Source organism: Candidatus Nitrosotalea sp. TS, assembly GCF_011319465.1.
Taxonomy (GTDB): Archaea; Thermoproteota; Nitrososphaeria; order Nitrososphaerales; family Nitrosopumilaceae; genus Nitrosotalea.
Map to the genome: position 1 here is coordinate 37,747 of NZ_RCMB01000016.1, position 15,068 is coordinate 52,814.

The 15,068-nt window shown below is 43.1% G+C and carries 18 protein-coding genes; 11 read left to right on the top strand and 7 right to left on the bottom strand.

Annotated features, from left to right (window positions below; all coding sequences use genetic code 11):
* Positions 1 to 954 (bottom strand): ABC transporter ATP-binding protein, encoded by a 954-nt coding sequence (locus DYY67_RS07570; protein ID WP_166392161.1) that lies wholly within the window; start codon positions 952 to 954, stop codon positions 1 to 3.
* A gap of 147 nt (positions 955 to 1,101) precedes the next feature.
* On the opposite strand from DYY67_RS07570, the gene DYY67_RS07575 reads away from it, so the two are divergent.
* From DYY67_RS07575 to DYY67_RS07585, 3 genes are all read left to right on the top strand, one after another.
* On the top strand, positions 1,102 to 2,478 hold the full coding sequence (locus tag DYY67_RS07575) for a single-stranded DNA-binding protein (RefSeq protein WP_255493001.1): 1,377 nt from the start codon (positions 1,102 to 1,104) through the stop codon (positions 2,476 to 2,478).
* 105 nt (positions 2,479 to 2,583) lie between these two features.
* The gene (locus DYY67_RS07580) at positions 2,584 to 2,856 is read left to right on the top strand and encodes a DUF7521 family protein (RefSeq protein ID WP_166392165.1); all 273 of its coding nucleotides are present in this window, start codon (positions 2,584 to 2,586) and stop codon (positions 2,854 to 2,856) included.
* 2 nt (positions 2,857 to 2,858) lie between these two features.
* Positions 2,859 to 3,197 (top strand): ArsR/SmtB family transcription factor, encoded by a 339-nt coding sequence (locus DYY67_RS07585; protein ID WP_166392167.1) that lies wholly within the window; start codon positions 2,859 to 2,861, stop codon positions 3,195 to 3,197.
* 5 nt (positions 3,198 to 3,202) lie between these two features.
* Here the strand turns inward: DYY67_RS07585 and DYY67_RS07590 are convergent, their stop codons facing one another.
* The 3 genes from DYY67_RS07590 to DYY67_RS07600 all read right to left on the bottom strand — a co-directional run bounded on the left by DYY67_RS07590 (position 3,203) and on the right by DYY67_RS07600 (position 7,233).
* Positions 3,203 to 3,610, bottom strand: a complete 408-nt coding sequence (locus DYY67_RS07590) for a hypothetical protein (RefSeq protein ID WP_166392169.1) — start codon at positions 3,608 to 3,610, stop codon at positions 3,203 to 3,205.
* Positions 3,611 to 3,721: 111 nt separating this feature from the next.
* Positions 3,722 to 6,490, bottom strand: a complete 2,769-nt coding sequence (locus tag DYY67_RS07595; RefSeq protein WP_166392171.1) for a DEAD/DEAH box helicase — start codon at positions 6,488 to 6,490, stop codon at positions 3,722 to 3,724.
* Between the two features lie 95 nt (positions 6,491 to 6,585).
* The gene (locus tag DYY67_RS07600; RefSeq protein ID WP_166392173.1) at positions 6,586 to 7,233 is read right to left on the bottom strand and encodes a recombinase RecA; all 648 of its coding nucleotides are present in this window, start codon (positions 7,231 to 7,233) and stop codon (positions 6,586 to 6,588) included.
* A gap of 99 nt (positions 7,234 to 7,332) precedes the next feature.
* Between DYY67_RS07600 and DYY67_RS07605 the strand changes: the two genes are divergently transcribed.
* Positions 7,333 to 7,578 carry a U6 snRNA-associated Sm-like protein LSm6 gene (locus DYY67_RS07605; protein WP_166392175.1) on the top strand — a complete coding sequence of 82 codons (246 nt, stop codon included), beginning with the start codon at positions 7,333 to 7,335 and terminating at the stop codon, positions 7,576 to 7,578.
* Complete coding sequence (gene metK, locus DYY67_RS07610; RefSeq protein ID WP_255493010.1) at positions 7,578 to 8,756, top strand: methionine adenosyltransferase; 1,179 nt, start codon at positions 7,578 to 7,580, stop codon at positions 8,754 to 8,756. The genes DYY67_RS07605 and metK overlap by 1 nt, the downstream gene beginning before the upstream one ends.
* Here the strand turns inward: metK and DYY67_RS07615 are convergent.
* The gene (locus tag DYY67_RS07615) at positions 8,733 to 9,557 is read right to left on the bottom strand and encodes an NAD(P)H-binding protein (RefSeq protein WP_166392177.1); all 825 of its coding nucleotides are present in this window, start codon (positions 9,555 to 9,557) and stop codon (positions 8,733 to 8,735) included. The two genes, metK and DYY67_RS07615, sit on opposite strands and share 24 nt — an antisense overlap.
* Before the next feature lie 94 nt (positions 9,558 to 9,651).
* On the opposite strand from DYY67_RS07615, the gene DYY67_RS07620 reads away from it, so the two are divergent.
* Genes DYY67_RS07620 through DYY67_RS07640 form a run of 6 tightly spaced genes read left to right on the top strand, consistent with a single transcriptional unit; the run spans position 9,652 to position 13,712 of the window.
* Entirely contained in the window at positions 9,652 to 10,116 is a 465-nt protein-coding gene (locus DYY67_RS07620) for a J domain-containing protein (protein ID WP_255493011.1), read from the top strand.
* A gap of 23 nt (positions 10,117 to 10,139) precedes the next feature.
* Positions 10,140 to 11,234, top strand: coding sequence for a cobalt-precorrin-5B (C(1))-methyltransferase (locus DYY67_RS07625; RefSeq protein ID WP_166392179.1), 1,095 nt, complete (start codon positions 10,140 to 10,142; stop codon positions 11,232 to 11,234).
* A 16-nt stretch (positions 11,235 to 11,250) separates the two neighbouring features.
* Complete coding sequence (locus tag DYY67_RS11625) at positions 11,251 to 11,865, top strand: cobalt-precorrin 5A hydrolase (RefSeq protein ID WP_320416003.1); 615 nt, start codon at positions 11,251 to 11,253, stop codon at positions 11,863 to 11,865.
* A gap of 1 nt (position 11,866) precedes the next feature.
* A complete protein-coding gene (locus tag DYY67_RS11630) occupies positions 11,867 to 12,334 on the top strand; it encodes a cobalamin biosynthesis protein (protein WP_320416004.1) in 468 nt (155 codons plus the stop codon).
* Positions 12,331 to 13,077: a sirohydrochlorin chelatase gene (locus DYY67_RS07635; protein ID WP_166392181.1), complete on the top strand. Its 747-nt coding sequence runs from the start codon at positions 12,331 to 12,333 to the stop codon at positions 13,075 to 13,077. The genes DYY67_RS11630 and DYY67_RS07635 overlap by 4 nt, the downstream gene beginning before the upstream one ends.
* Positions 13,074 to 13,712, top strand: a complete 639-nt coding sequence (locus tag DYY67_RS07640) for a precorrin-8X methylmutase (protein WP_166392183.1) — start codon at positions 13,074 to 13,076, stop codon at positions 13,710 to 13,712. Before DYY67_RS07635 ends, DYY67_RS07640 begins: the two co-directional genes overlap by 4 nt.
* Here DYY67_RS07640 and DYY67_RS07645 read toward each other — a convergent pair.
* Together DYY67_RS07645 and DYY67_RS11635 are read right to left on the bottom strand one after the other, a co-directional pair.
* Positions 13,701 to 14,705 carry a cobyrinate a,c-diamide synthase gene (locus DYY67_RS07645; RefSeq protein WP_320416005.1) on the bottom strand — a complete coding sequence of 335 codons (1,005 nt, stop codon included), beginning with the start codon at positions 14,703 to 14,705 and terminating at the stop codon, positions 13,701 to 13,703. The genes DYY67_RS07640 and DYY67_RS07645 overlap by 12 nt on opposite strands.
* Complete coding sequence (locus tag DYY67_RS11635; RefSeq protein WP_320416006.1) at positions 14,695 to 15,057, bottom strand: nucleotide-binding protein; 363 nt, start codon at positions 15,055 to 15,057, stop codon at positions 14,695 to 14,697. The genes DYY67_RS07645 and DYY67_RS11635 overlap by 11 nt, the downstream gene beginning before the upstream one ends.
* Positions 15,058 to 15,068: the final 11 nt, after the last annotated feature.

The window sequence follows — 15,068 nt, forward strand, 5'->3', positions numbered from 1 at the left end:
CTATTTACCAGACGAAATATTGGATTCATTTGAATTTTTCACCACTGTAAGAAATATCTCTTCGAGGCTTGTTGGAACAACGCTCAAGTCCTCTATTGTGATATTGTTTGATTGTAATACCTGCAATATTTTTACCAAAACCTGCTCCGAGTCGGCAGAGTGTATCGTGATTACAGTTCCCTCATCGTGTAAGATATCATAGTTTCCAACCCCTTGCAATATACCTAAGAGATCTTGCTGTGTCTCCCCTATACGAATCTTGATTGTCTTTTCCCTTCCAAACTTGTTTTTGAGCTCGTCTGGCGTATCAACAGCTATGATTTTTCCGTGGTTTATGATGGCAATCTCGTCGCAGAGATATTCTGCCTCCTCAAGTATGTGTGTTGTAAAAAATATCGTCAGCCCGTCGCGTACCTTTCCCTTGATATAATCAAGCAGCCCCCTTCGCGCAGACGGGTCAAGTCCTGCCGTTGGCTCGTCTAAAAACAACAAGTCCATGTCATGCATAAATTCCCGCGCCACCTGAACACGCCTTCTTTGCCCAATTGAGATGTCATCGTTCTTCTTTTTTCTAATATCCTGCAAGTCAAAGGCAGTGAGGAGATCCTCCACTCTTTTGCGTCGTGTATTGGTGTCAACGTCCCACATCATACCATATTTCTCAAGGGATTTTTCTACCGTAAGTGTAGGCTCGTAGCTTGGCTGCTGCAACACAACACCAATCTTTTTTCGCACATCAAGCGGATGCTTTGATGCGTCAATCCCAAGAATGGTGATACTGCCGCTGCTTGGGGGAATCAGCGTGGTCAAAAGTTTCATTGTAGTGGTCTTTCCGGCACCGTTTGGCCCCAAAAATCCAAATATCTTGCCTGATTCTACGGACAAGTCAATGCCGTCAACTGCCGTTACATTGCCATACGATCTGAAAATAGATTTTGCCTCGATGCAAAGCATTGAATGATTTTCTCTTTTTCCCTCTAATCTATCTATGCAAATGAAAATTTGCGATCTTGTGCGATCAGAATTTGATCGCATCAACTAAAAATTCTTATTAATACACAGATCTTAACTGAGTTTGATTTGTCCGAATTTGATTCATTGATGAATAAACTTCTTGAGCAAAAGCCAGAGATCTCAAGAAAAGATATTGAAGATATGATCCAAAAAAAGAAGGAAAAGATCGGTGCAGGTTATCTCACAGACCAGGGCGCCCTCTTTCTTATTGCGTCAGATCTTGGCGTATCACTGAGTGAACCATTGAAGGTCGAGATGGGCCTCAAGGACCTCTATGTTGGCGCAAAGGAGATTACACTTGAGACACGCGTGATGAACGTCTATCCAGCAAGGCAGTTTTCAAGAAAGGATGGCACCCAGTTTCTCTTGCGCAACATGACAGTATATGACGGAGACTCTAGAGCAAAGGTAAAGCTGTGGGATGAAAAGGCAAACCTCCCAGGCATAGAGAATTTAAAGCCAGGAGACTTGGTCAAGATAATCAAGGCTTATGTAAAATCCGATATGAAGGGAAACCCGATAATCAATGTTGGCTCAGGTTCCACTGTAGAGCCAAACAACATGCAAAGTAAGATTCCAAATCTTGATGCAATAACAGACAACGTATCAAACGTAAAGGAGAACCAACAGAACTTGGTGGTATCAGGAATTTTGGATGGAAACATCCGTACTACAGAATTTACCAATTTCAAGGGAGAGCCAAGCAAGGCACTCCAGCTTCGACTAAAGGGAAACGACGGTACAATAATTCGCGCAGTATTGTGGAACAAGGATGAAAATTCAGTTCCAAAGGTAGTCTCTTCTGGCGCAAAGGCAAGATTGATTGGGGTTAACACAAAGATGGGTCAGATGGGTCTTGAGCTCCACGGCGACGAGGGAACAGTACTAGAAATAGAAGGCGCAAAAGAGATCGAGCCGATGGCTGTGAGAATACTGTCTGACACAAAGAGCGAGTCTGGAAGCAGGTTGCTTGTAGCAACATCACAAGACAAAAAATTGGTAAACATTGTTGATGCATCATCAATCACATCAGATCTCCATGCAGGAGATGTAATTGAACTATTACCATCGAAGATATATGGAAATTCTGTAACAATTGAACAAAGTTCTTCTGTTAAAAAAATTGATGATCAAAAAATACCTACATTATCAGATGTCAGGACAAAGATAAGAGATGTCAAGCCATCAGATGGAATCTATTGTATCGAGGCCATAATTTTAAAGGCACCACAAAAGCGCGAGGTGCAGACAAAGACAGGCGAATCCATCCTGCTCTCTGAAACATTTGTAGAAGATGATACAGGCCAGATATGGCTCAAGGGTTGGCGTGTGCAGGCAAGGTTGCTGGAGCAGTTCACCCAAGGCGAGATAATCAGCGTTACAGGAGTTACCGCAAAGCCAGGCCTTGAGGGAAGAACAGAGATGTTCCTTACAGCATATTCAGTTGTTACAAAAAAGAACTAGATTAGAAAAAGACGTTTAGATTTTTTCTGCCAAGCCATTCTTACTGATGGGAATGGTCAGATGGGTTAAAAGCAATCCACCACGCACCTATTGATGATTTAAAAAATGGAAGACCCTTCTTTTACTAATTACATACTTCTTGCAGCCCATCTGATGGTCGGGTTTACGCTGGTATTTTTTGCAGCCAAGGCATTTAAGAGAACAAAGTATCCCCCCATGGCGCTCCTAGTCATAGGCTTTACGTTGCTGGTGTTAGGCGAGACTGTAGTTGAATATGGCTTTGCCTTTCTTGAAAATGAAGGCCTCCAAAAAATAATTGAAGAAGGATTTGAAATAGCAGGATTCATCGTGCTGATCATATCTGTAAAGAAAAGCTAGAGATGACAAACGATGATCTCCTCTCAGTGCTTGCTGATGAGTACAGTAGAAAGATACTGTCCATACTAACCGACAAAGAGCTTAACGCACAAGAGATCTCAGAAAACCTCGGCATTCCCGCCTCAACCACATACAGGAAGATAAAAAACTTGGAAGGTCTTGAGCTTGTAAAAAAGACAAAGGTTATCCGTACCCTTGAGGGTCTAGACGAAAGCTACTACAAAAGCATGGTCTCAGGAATCGATGTCAAGTTCAAGGATGGAAAAGTCTTTTGCAAGATTGAAAGGTTCACCATGGACAAAAAGATACAAAGACTCTGGGAAAAGTTTTCAGAAAAATAGATCCTCTACTTTGCCTCAATCTTTGTTTTATTCCAGCCTCTCAAAAGCAACAGAGACACCACTATTATGGCTACCTGAGTGACTTTGCACGCGATGTCTATTACCCCAACATCTCCCTGTATTCCTACTACTGGAAGGCTGACTGTTCTTGATAACACATACAGCCCAATTAGCGCAACTGAGATAATGCTTGCTATCACATATGGCGCCCTGCTATGGAATCTATTTTTTATCATCCATATTCCAAGAGGCAGATATACAATGCCTGCAGTAGCAAAGAGCATTGTTTGCATTAGGCTTGCAGCATCATTGGATTCCTGCATTTGAGAATATGCCGTAACAAAATAGATCCCGCTATTTGCAAGTGCAAGAACTGTTGCAACTAGGATAAACTGTTGTGCAGATCTTTTCATGACTTTGGTTATGATTCTGCATTTAATTGCCTAGCTGCCATTCTCATAGATAAAAATGGCAATTATACTAATATAGAAAAAAAGAAACTTGTGCAGCTTGCCATGACAGTACTAGTCCCAGAACCCCCGCGTGGTAACATACTGCCTTTCTGCCTCGTATATCTGCCGATAGAGTTCCTCTTCGCCTATCATGTTTCGCAGTATTCTTGCCCCAGTGTCTGCACCGACGCCATATCCTGACAGCACAACTAGTGCAGTGCTTCCAAAGTTTTCAATCAACGATGAGACTTTCCATGCGCGGTTGAACTTGTGGTTCTCCTCTGCAGTAATTTTTTTTCCTGCCGCTTTTTTCTGCACTATCTTTGGAAGGTCATAGTCAGAGTAGAACGTGGCAGCAATCTGCCTTGACTTGCAGTGCGGACACGCAAGCACCCCCTTTACCTCATGGGTCTCCACAAGTTTTTCCCACTTGCCGCAGCGCATGCATACAAGCCTGTGTTTTGTTTTTACAAGCCTGGCTTTTACCAAGTCAAGCACCCCCTTGTCAAGATTGGCAGGAGAAGAATAGTATTTTGTGGTGTGATCAAGTATTGGCTCTGCAAGTTTTGAGAAACTGTCAACTTCATACCACCGTGATGCGATACTGCCGTCCCGTATCTTCTCAAGTGTCCGAGCAGTTCCCTCCAGATCATACTTGTCGTGGAAGAGTTCCCGTAGCGCCTCCTTTGCAAGCACCGTGCTAGAATATCTCTCATAGAGAAACCTTGCAGACTTTCTGTCGTATACCGCCTCTCTTCCCACGATTCCAAATTTTTTTGCAACACACCAAGTTCTCCAGTTTACGTTGTGTGTACCAGATAACGATGCGCGAACAATTGATTGCAGCTCATACTTGTCTTTTAGTACAGCAAGTACAGACTCCTCGCCGATTCTCCCGTTTGACGATATCATGATGCGGTACGCATCAGACCTTGAGTCCACAAGGTATCCGCTCTTTGCAGAAAGCATTGCAGAAAGAAGCGTGGCAATTGTTGCGTTTATCCTAGTCCCAAAGCACGCATGCATTACTATGGTATTTCTTGCACGCTGCGATTCCACAACAATTGTTTTCTCGTCTGGAATTGCATCCATCTTGAGGCTCTCAATTATCTTGTTTGCAAGTGGCTCCAGCTTTGTCTTGGTGCGATACAAACCAACCTTTCTTGCAGTGGCAAAATCAACTGGAATATTCTCCCCCTCCCAGTATGGAACATTTATTCCGGCAGACTGGACAGGTTCGACGTTTATCTTAAGCGAGCTGTCATCAACGTTTAAGATTCTCCACTGCATCCCGCGCAACACAAAGACGTTTCCCGGATCCCCGTTGTCGCCAACAAACCTCTGGTCAAGGCTTCCGATTATTTTTTTGGAGACTGTATCGTGTACCTTGAATTTTAAAATGTCAGGAATTGTGGACAGGTTTTCAAAATAGTACCTAAACGAGCGCCCCCTTTTTTTAAACACCATCTCGTCTTTGTCAAAAAATACAATGGAACCATTGTGCAATATATCGAGCACGCCGAAGAGCTCATCAAGTGTTGTTTCCCGGAACGAGTACGCCTGGTTTATCATCTTTAGCGCAAAGTCAACTGGAACTGTTCCAAACTGCATTGTCATGCCAACCAAGTGATGTGCAAGAACATCTAGCGCGCCGTCATGGACTATCTGGTCCTCGATTGATTTTTCCCTAACGCGCTCAAGTATTGCAAGCGCCTCAAACTCGTCGTCGGCATTGTTGGTTACAATCAATCCCTTTGCAGACATGCCCCTGCTGTGCTTGCTTCTTCCAATTCTTTGCACAAGTTTTGAGACCTGCCTTGGAGAGCCATAGTGTATCACAAGCTCCACAGACCCAATGTCAAGTCCCAGCTCAAGCGACGATGTGCAAACAACGATTCCGGGTTTTCCCTCCCGCAGTGTCTCTTCTGTCTCTTCCCGAACCTGCTGTGAGAGAGATCCGTGGTGCATGTCTATTCGCAGACTAGACCTCTCCTTTAGAACAGATGCGAGATATTCCGACTCGCCTCGCGTATTTGTAAACAAGAGTACTGGTGAGTCAGCATAGTTCTTTGAAACATAATCTATGATGGAATCAACAACATCTGTAATGGTGCCATCAATGTATCTTACCTCAACGTCATACTTTCTAATTGAGCGATCCTCAATTATCTTGCATCTTCTTTTTGTCCCTACCACAAACTTGGCAGCCTCTGAAGTATTTCCTACTGTTGCAGACAAGCCAACCCGAGTTACGGAAAATTTTGTGTTTACCTGCAGCCGCTCAAGGCTCAGCGACAGCTGTGCGCCGCGCTCGTTTCCAAGCAATTCGTGCACTTCATCTATTACAATCCACTCTAGCTCGTCTAGCGCCTGCAGCATTCCCGGTTGCGTCAGCAAAATTATGATAGTCTCGGGAGTTGTTATCAATACATCTGGCGGATCAAGTGCAATCTTTTTTCGAACTGACTGTGACGTGTCCCCATGACGAATCTGAATTGTCAGTCCCTCGTTTTCCGCATACCCGATTACTCTACGAAAGACATCTCGGTTTAGTGCACGAAGCGGAGTGATGTATAATGTCTTAATCTTTCCATGTTTTTTTGACTTGGCAACTCTGTCAAAGATTGGAATTACCGCAGTCTCTGTCTTGCCAGAGCCTGTCGGCGCAATAACCAGAGAATCAATCTTTTGAGATATTACAGGAACAGCTTTTTTCTGAATCTCAGTTAGGTGCTCAAAACCAAGATTGCGAAACTTGTTCTCTAACTCAAGCGGTAGATGAGGCGGATGATTCTGATTCTTTTGCCTGTCTTGTTCTAGATCGTTCGTATACCATTGCACCAACTATACCAGCACCAAATAAGATAACTGTGATAATCGGTATTTGATCGAAAATTCCTGCCATGAACCACGTTACAACCACAGTGATAAATAGCTTAAGGTGTTTCTACCAAGCCCTGCTCAGTAATACCATATGATATCTCCTTTTTTGCGCCAAATGCAGGCAACACCTGCGCAGAAAACTTGTTGCCCTCCTTTGTCAGCTTGATCTTTTTGTGGGTAAAGATGCTAATTGACTTGTCAAGGTTCTCAACATCCTGCTCGCCTGATCTTCGAACTACGTTGGTTATGACAACTGGGATCTTGTGTTGTATGCAAAGCAAGCTAAGCGAGTGCATGTATTCCATGAATTTTACATGTTTTTCAAGTGATTTTGATTCTTTAGAGTATTCAAACGAGAACAAGTCGCTTATGCTATCAATTACAACAAGAGAGGGATGCATGTCAGATATTTTTTCCAAGTTTGCAATCTGATCTGCAACATGTGTGACCCTTGCAATCATCAGGTTATCCAAAAGTTTGTGTTCAAGATCTTTTGCTCGCATTAGTTCAATCATTCTTTTAGGCTGAAAGCCACCAGTTGTATCCTGATAAATTATTTTTTCATGAATTGCGTTGGTGCAAATCTGCATTGCAAGCTGCGTCTTTCCGCTTCCACCTGGTCCAAAGATGTCTGTTATGATGCCACCAGCTATTCCCCCACCCAATAGACTGTCAAGTCCTGTCAGACCGGTTGAGATCAAATCGATTGTCTAGAAAATACTGGAAATTAAATGGTATAAGTGATGATCGGGAAGGCTTTTATTTACGATTTCAAGCACTGGTGACAAGTGAATTATTGATTGTCGCAACCACCGACGCAAAAACGACCTCTGACAACGCTGCAAAAAGGTGTTAACAAAAAGGTTACAGTCAGACTGAAAAGCGATATAGAATACAAAGGAAAGATGAACAATGTTGATTCATACATGAATTTAATCATGACAGATGCAGAAGAGCTCAGCGGGGGTAAAGTGGTTGCAAATTATGGTAGAGTTATCGTAAGAGGCAACAATGTACTTTTTATCAAACTAGAAAATGAGCTGTAATGACCCTGACAATGAAAGAAGCAGGTAGGAACTATCTCTTTACTTCAGAATCGGTTACCGAAGGTCATCCAGACAAGGTGTGCGATCAAGTCTCAGATGCAATTTTAGACGAGTTTCTAAAACAAGACCCAGATTCCAGAGTTGCAGTTGAGACCATGACAACTACAGGAATCGTTGTTGTTGCAGGAGAGGTTACATCAAAGGCAAGATTTGACATTCAAGATGTGGTCAGAAAAACAATCAAGGAGATAGGGTATAACGATCCCCTGTATGGTTTTGATGCAGACTCGTGCAGTGTCCTAGTTTCTATTCATTCACAAAGTCCTGACATCTCAATGGGAATCTCTGCAAATGACAACAAGGAGCAGGGAGCAGGAGACCAGGGATTGATGTTCGGATATGCGACAAACGAGACTTCAGAATTTATGCCAATGCCGATAATGCTTGCCCACAAGCTTACCCAGCGTCTTGCAGAGGCAAGAAAGAAAAAGGAACTACCATGGGCAAGGCCTGACGGAAAATCGCAGGTTACAGTAGAGTACGAAGATGGCAAGCCAAAAAGAATAGAGGCAATTGTTGTTTCAACACAGCATTCCCCCGATGTTACAAATGAAGAGATAAAAAAAGAAATTATCGATAAAGTGATCAAGCCAGTCTGCGGCAACCTATGGAATGACAAGATAAAGATTCACGTCAACCCAACTGGAAGATTCGTAATCGGCGGACCTCCAGGAGATGCTGGGCTTACTGGAAGAAAAATAATTGTGGACACTTATGGCGGTATGGGAAGACATGGCGGAGGAGCATTTTCCGGAAAAGATCCATCAAAGGTAGATAGATCAGCATGTTACATGTGCAGATACATTGCAAAAAATATTGTAGCTGCAGGACTTGCAGAGCGCTGCGAGGTCCAAGTTGCATATGCAATAGGCGTGGCACAACCAGTTTCGCTCATGGTCAGCACATTTGGCACAAGCAAGATCCCAGAAGAGCAGATTGAGAACCTAGTCAGAAAACACTTTGACATGAGACCTGCTGCAATCATATCTCAACTGAAATTAAAAAGCCCAATCTACAGAAAGACTGCAGCATATGGACACTTTGGAAGAAACGAGGCAGAGTTTACCTGGGAAAAAACAGACAAGGCAGATACTCTAAGAAAGGCGGCAGGCCTGTAGCATATCTCCATATTTTGTGAATTCAATTCCTGAAATATCAACTAGTTTTTTGTGATTCCCAATATAGTCGCCCACCAAGATGCTAAGATCATCTACTCCAAACTGCGAGTCACTTGAGGAAAGCGCATCATGGTATGCCTGCTCAAAGTCAACATGCCGTATCTGTGCCTTGGCACCTACCAAGTCTTTTACAAATTTATTGTACGTTACAACCTGCGGGCCTACAAGGTCAATTATTTTTTTGGAGAACTGCTTTGCAGATATGGCTTTTGTTACAACTTGTGCCACGTCTGATACCAAGACAGGTTGCAGCCTATATTTCCCAGATCCTGCTATTACAACAGAGCCTTTACGCATCTGGCCTGCAAGTATCTGCGAGAGCGGATCATTTTTGCCCATGATATATGATGGCCGAAATATCGTGTAATCAAGTCCTGACTTTACAATCTCTTGTTCTGCTTTGAATTTTGATATAAAATATCCAAGCGTAGATTTTTTGTCAACACCAAGACCGCTTAGATAAATTATTTTTTTGATTCCAGCCTTTTTGCATAACGCAACAGCATTTCTTGTAAGGTTGACATTTACAGCATCATAGCTAGAATCTGCTGTTTGTCTTCCCTTTCCAATAAAATGCAAAAGTGCCACAGATCCCTTGACGGAACCCGTAAGGGAAGACTCGGCAAGGTTTTCTGATATAACAACCTGTCCAAAATCAACTGTCTTTTTTCCGCCCTTTCGTACTATTGGTACAACCTCAAACCCATTTTTTGCAAGAAACCTACCAACGTTTTTTCCCACAAACCCATTGGCGTCCAGAGATGGCTATTGTATCCATATACACCCACAATACATCCGACAAATTAATTTTGGTGCTGCTCTAATCTCTAGATACTTGAAGAACCTGTCTGACTGCTATCAGATTTTGGGCGTACAAAAAGGAGCATCACAGAAGGAGATCAAGAATGCATACAGGCAACTCTCGCTCAAGTACCACCCAGACAGGAACAAGACAGATGCAAGTGGAGAAAAATTCAAGCAGATTACAGAGGCATATCAGTTGCTTCGGCGCGAGGAAAAGTCAAAGACAAAGGTCTCTGAGAAAGACGTTGAGGCAAACTATACACAGTTTTGGACAAAGTATGACGGCAGCAAGATGAATGACAACTTTAATTTTGGGCCCAACTTTACAGGATTCAAAAATCCATTTGGTGCAAGCGTACAAGAAGAGTACAGCCATTTTCGGGAAAAGGCATCTTCCTTTAAGAGTACACACATCATACTTTACGGCGGCCTTGGCCTTATTGCGCTAGTGGATAATAATGGCTACCATATTCAAGTGATATCACATAAGGATTAATACAGAAAAAAATAATCACCCACATGGAATCTGACTCTGTTCCAAAGGGAAAGATGCGAACAGGATACACCACCGGAACTTCGGCAACTGCAGGGGCAAAGGCAGGAGTACTTGCAATTTTAAATCAAGAAAAGATAGGCCTCATCGATATTACACTACCAAAAAAATCCAAGATCCAAATAAAGGTTGAAAAATGTGAATTTGACAACCAGTCTGCTCACTGTTACGTGATAAAAGACGGGGGAGACGATCCAGATGTTACCCACGGTGCAGAGATACACACCAATGTTTCACTTACAGCCAATGTAGGAAAAATAGAGATAGACGGGGGTGATGGGGTGGGCAGGGTGACAAAGCCAGGCCTTGGCCTAGAGGTTGGCTCTGCTGCAATAAACCCAACACCGAAAAAAATGATCACAGAAAACATTACCGAAATAGCACAAGACCTTCTCAAAAAAAATGGGATCAAGGTTCTCATATCAGTGCCAAAGGGAAAGGAGCTTGCGCCAAAGACTGATAACCCAAGGCTTGGCATCTTGGGTGGCATCTCAATTCTTGGCACAAGCGGAATTGTTGTTCCATATTCCACTGCCTCGTTTGCAGCATCAATTAGACAAAGCATCGACGTTACAATTGCAATGGGAAATGATACGGTAGTGTTGACAACAGGAGGTAGAAGCGAAGATTACGCAAGAAGTATAATCACTTTACCAGACCACTGCTTTGTCCAGATGGGAGACTTTTCAGGATATACTGTACAGCAATGCGCAAAAAAGGGAATCAAAAAGGCATATGTCGCAGGCTTTATTGGAAAATTAACCAAGATGGGCATGGGCGTAAAGCAGACCCATGTCAAGGGCTCTAAGGTAGACATGGAGTTTCTTGCAGATCTTGCGCAAAAATGCAATGCATCAGATGATACCATACAGGAAATAAAAAAAGCAAACACGGCAAGACATGTCTTTGAGATAGTGTCAGGCAAAGACCTCAAGGGGTATTTCGATCTTGTCTGCGCCCAAGTGTACAACCAACTACGAAAACATTCCGAGGAAAAATTCGATATCGACGTAATCATGTTTGACTTTGACGGAAACACAATAGGCAAGTATCCAAGATAGTAACAGATATGTTCACTTGGAAAAGAGGCAATTTGTGGATACCGTAGCAATTATTGCCATTACAAAAAATGGAATCGAGATAGCTAAAAACTTGAAGAGCAAGTTTTCAGACTGGCAGGTCTTTGTCCCTTCCAAGTTTTCAAACAATGATTCCAACATCAACTGGTTTGAGGATTCCACCACGGAAAAAATAGGAGAGCTGTTCAAAAAATATAATGCGCTTGTCTGCATCTTCTCGCTTGGTGCCGTAATACGCCTGGTTGCCCCCCACATGAAGGACAAAAAGACAGATCCTGCAGTGGTCGTAGTCGATGATACGGCCAAGTTTGTGATAAGCACGTTATCAGGACATCTTGGAGGGGCAAACAAGTTGTCAGAAGACATTGCAGGAATTCTTGGCGCAACTCCTGTCATTACAACGGCTGCTGATGTCAACAAGACAATTGCAGTAGACTTGGTAGGAAAGGAGTTTGGCTGGAAGATTGACGATGATTCAACGGTAACAAAGATTAGCGCATTTATGGTAAACGAAGAAAAAATCGGTCTCTTCCAAGATGCCAGGAGAAAAAGATTGGTGGGCGCCAAAAAAAGAGCTTCCAAAAAATGTCCACCAATATGCAAGCTTGGATGATATGTCCAAGTCAGACTGCAAGGGATTTTTGATAATCTCAGACAAGACAATACCATACCCACAGATACTAGAGCGCTCAGTGATATACAGACCAAAGACTCTGGTGGTAGGTGTAGGCCTACACTGGGATACAAGCAAGGATACTATCAAAGAGGGCCTAGAGTTTTGCCTCTCAAAGTACAGCCTCAGCCCCAAGTCAGTTGCCAGGTTTTCATCAATCAAAAAGGAAGCCCAAGTAGCAGGGCTGCGCGAGATTGCAGAAGAGATGCAGGTTTCAGTGGATTATTATGAAAAGCAAGACCTGGCAGGAATTGCAATACCAAACCCTTCAGATGTTGTCAAAAACTTTGAGGGAACCCCAAGCGTGTCGGAGGCTTCTGCAATCAAGAGCTCAGGCGGCACACTGGTGGTTGAAAAGCAGAAATTTCCCCCAAATCTTACCATTGCAATTGCGAGGATATCAAAATGAAACGAGGACTGCTGATAATTGACAGGGGTAGCCACGAAGATGATGTAAAACATGAGCTCCAATACATATGCGATAAAGTAAAGCAAAAAGGAAACTATCACTTCTCAGATTATTGTTTTCTTGAAGTGGTCCCGCCATATATCGAGGAAGGCATCAACACATGCCTGTCCACAGAGATTGATTCGCTTACCATAGTTCCATATTTTCTGTACCCCGGGAGAAAGGTGAAGGCAGCTGTTGACACTGCCATAAAGTTCCAATCAAAGACCAAAGTGAAGCTAGCCATATCAAAGCCCATGAGCTTGCACAAGTCACTGATAAAACTAGTAGACGAAAAGATACAGACCATACTTGAAAAAAACAAGGTTACAGCTGCAAGAAATGGCACAGACATACTGATAATTGGACATGGAAGCAAGGATCCAGACGCAAGATCGTCCCTAAAATATGTAGCAGATGGATTAGAGCCACTGTACAGAAACGTCAACTATTGTTTTCTGGAAATAGAAGAGCCCAACATACAGCAGGGAATAGACACATGTGCAAAAAACAATCCAGAAGTTCTTGTCGTGGTGCCATACTTTTTGCACAAGGGAGCACATGTAAAGCGCGACATTTACGAAGACCTCAATCCCGCAATCGCAAGCTCTGGCATAAAAAAAATATTTCTCTCCGATCATCTTGGAACAGACGATAAAATGGTTGACTTGGTGCTTGAGAGGGCAAAGGAGGTAGAGAGATGATCACGCCAAAGGGCCAGTCAATAGAGGACAAGAGCATGGAAATAATAGAATCTGAGCTTGGGGCACATCCTTACAGTCCTGACGAATGGACAATAGTGAAGCGAGTCATACACTCTACGGCAGACTTTGACTTTGCAAAAGATAACAAGATAATTTTTCACAAGCAGGCAATAGAGAATGGAACTGCCGCACTCAAGCGTGGATGCAATGTTATAGTAGATGTCAATGGAGTGGTAGGACTGTTAAACAAGGATAATCTTGGCAAGTTTTCAAACAAGGTAATCTGCGGCATATCAGATCCTGCAGTGGTAGAAGAGGCAAAAAAACTCAACAAGACCCGGGCCCAGACTGCGATGCGAATGGCTGCAAAAGAGATGGATGGAGGAATAGTAGCAATAGGAAATGCACCCACAGCACTCCAAGAAGTGATACAGATGGTAAAGGAGGGAGTGACAAGGCCTGCACTGGTTGTTGGCATACCTGTTGGGTTTGTCTGCGCCGCAGAATCAAAAGAAGAGCTGTACAATTCCGATATCGTATACATCACAAATCTTGGCCGCAAGGGAGGCAGCCCATGTGCGTCTGCAATCCTAAATGCACTGTATATTGTCCTAAAACAAAAATTATCTTCTTGATGACATAATACAATTTTCAACAAATGTCTTTGCAACTTGCGGCATGGCAAAGTGCATGTGCATGTATGATGCAAGCGTATTGTATTGTACCATGCCGTCCTTGCCTTTTCTAATGCCTATTCCAATGTCCATCTCATATGCAAACTTGGAGTCACTTGATATTGATTCAAGTTCAGAGAAATGAAACTCGTGGCCTCTCAGGGTAGAGTTTCTCCCAGATACGATACAGGGATTTGATACAGTTGCCTTCGTATAGTTTAGCTTTAGTTTTTTCTGCATCACAGTGTCTGCCTCGTATAGCCCAACCATCTTGAATTTTTTCTCCTTGTATCTGATAGATTTTGTCAGATACATCAATCCCCCACACTCTGCGTATATTGGCAGGCCGTCCTCTGCTTTTTCCTTTATCTCTTTTTTCATGGAATTGTTTCTCTCAAGTAGTTCTCCCTTTACTTCTGGAAATCCCCCTCCGATATAGAGTCCGTCACATGATGGAATCTTTTTGTCACGGATTGGGCTGAAAAACTCAATTGATGCCCCCGCCCTGCGCAGAGAATCAATGTTTTCCTGATAGTAAAAATTGAACGACTCGTCTAGTGCTACTGCAATCTTTGCCCTTTGTTTGATGGTAACATCTTTTGGTACAGATGGCAAGCTTGGTGCTTTGCTGCCAATCTCAATAATTTTTTCAATATCGATATAATCAGAATATGTTTTTGCAATGGAGATTATCTTTTGCTGTAACGATTTCATCTCATTTACCGGAATCAATCCAAGATGTCTTGACTCCATAGTCATGCTGGCATCTCGTGGAATCACACCAACAATTGGAATCCCAAGTTTTGACAACGCCTGCCTGCAGAGATCCTCGTGCTTGCGGCTTCCAATCTTGTTTAGTATGAATCCCGCAATCCCAGAATTTTTGTGGAATTTCACAAATCCCAGTGCAGTTGCCGCAATGGAGCGTGCAGCCTTGCTTGCGTCAAGTACCAAAACAACAGGAGCTTTTACAATATTTGCTCACATGGTGCGTGCTTGCAAAATTAGAGCCGCCGCCAAACCCATCATAATACCCCATAACGCCTTCTATTACAGATATGTCGCTGCGCGAGTTTTGCACAAAATCCTTTAGCACTCCGCGCTCCCCCATTAGCCATGCGTCAAGATTTCGTGCAGGCCTCTTTGCTACTGTAGAAAGATATGTCGGGTCAATAAAGTCAGGCCCCACCTTGAATGGCTGCACTAAGTATCCACGTTTTCTCATTCCATGAATAATTGCTGCAGTAATTGATGTCTTGCCAACTCCGCTGCTGGTGCCAGAAAGAACTATTCTAGGTATCTTCAATCTCTATTCCC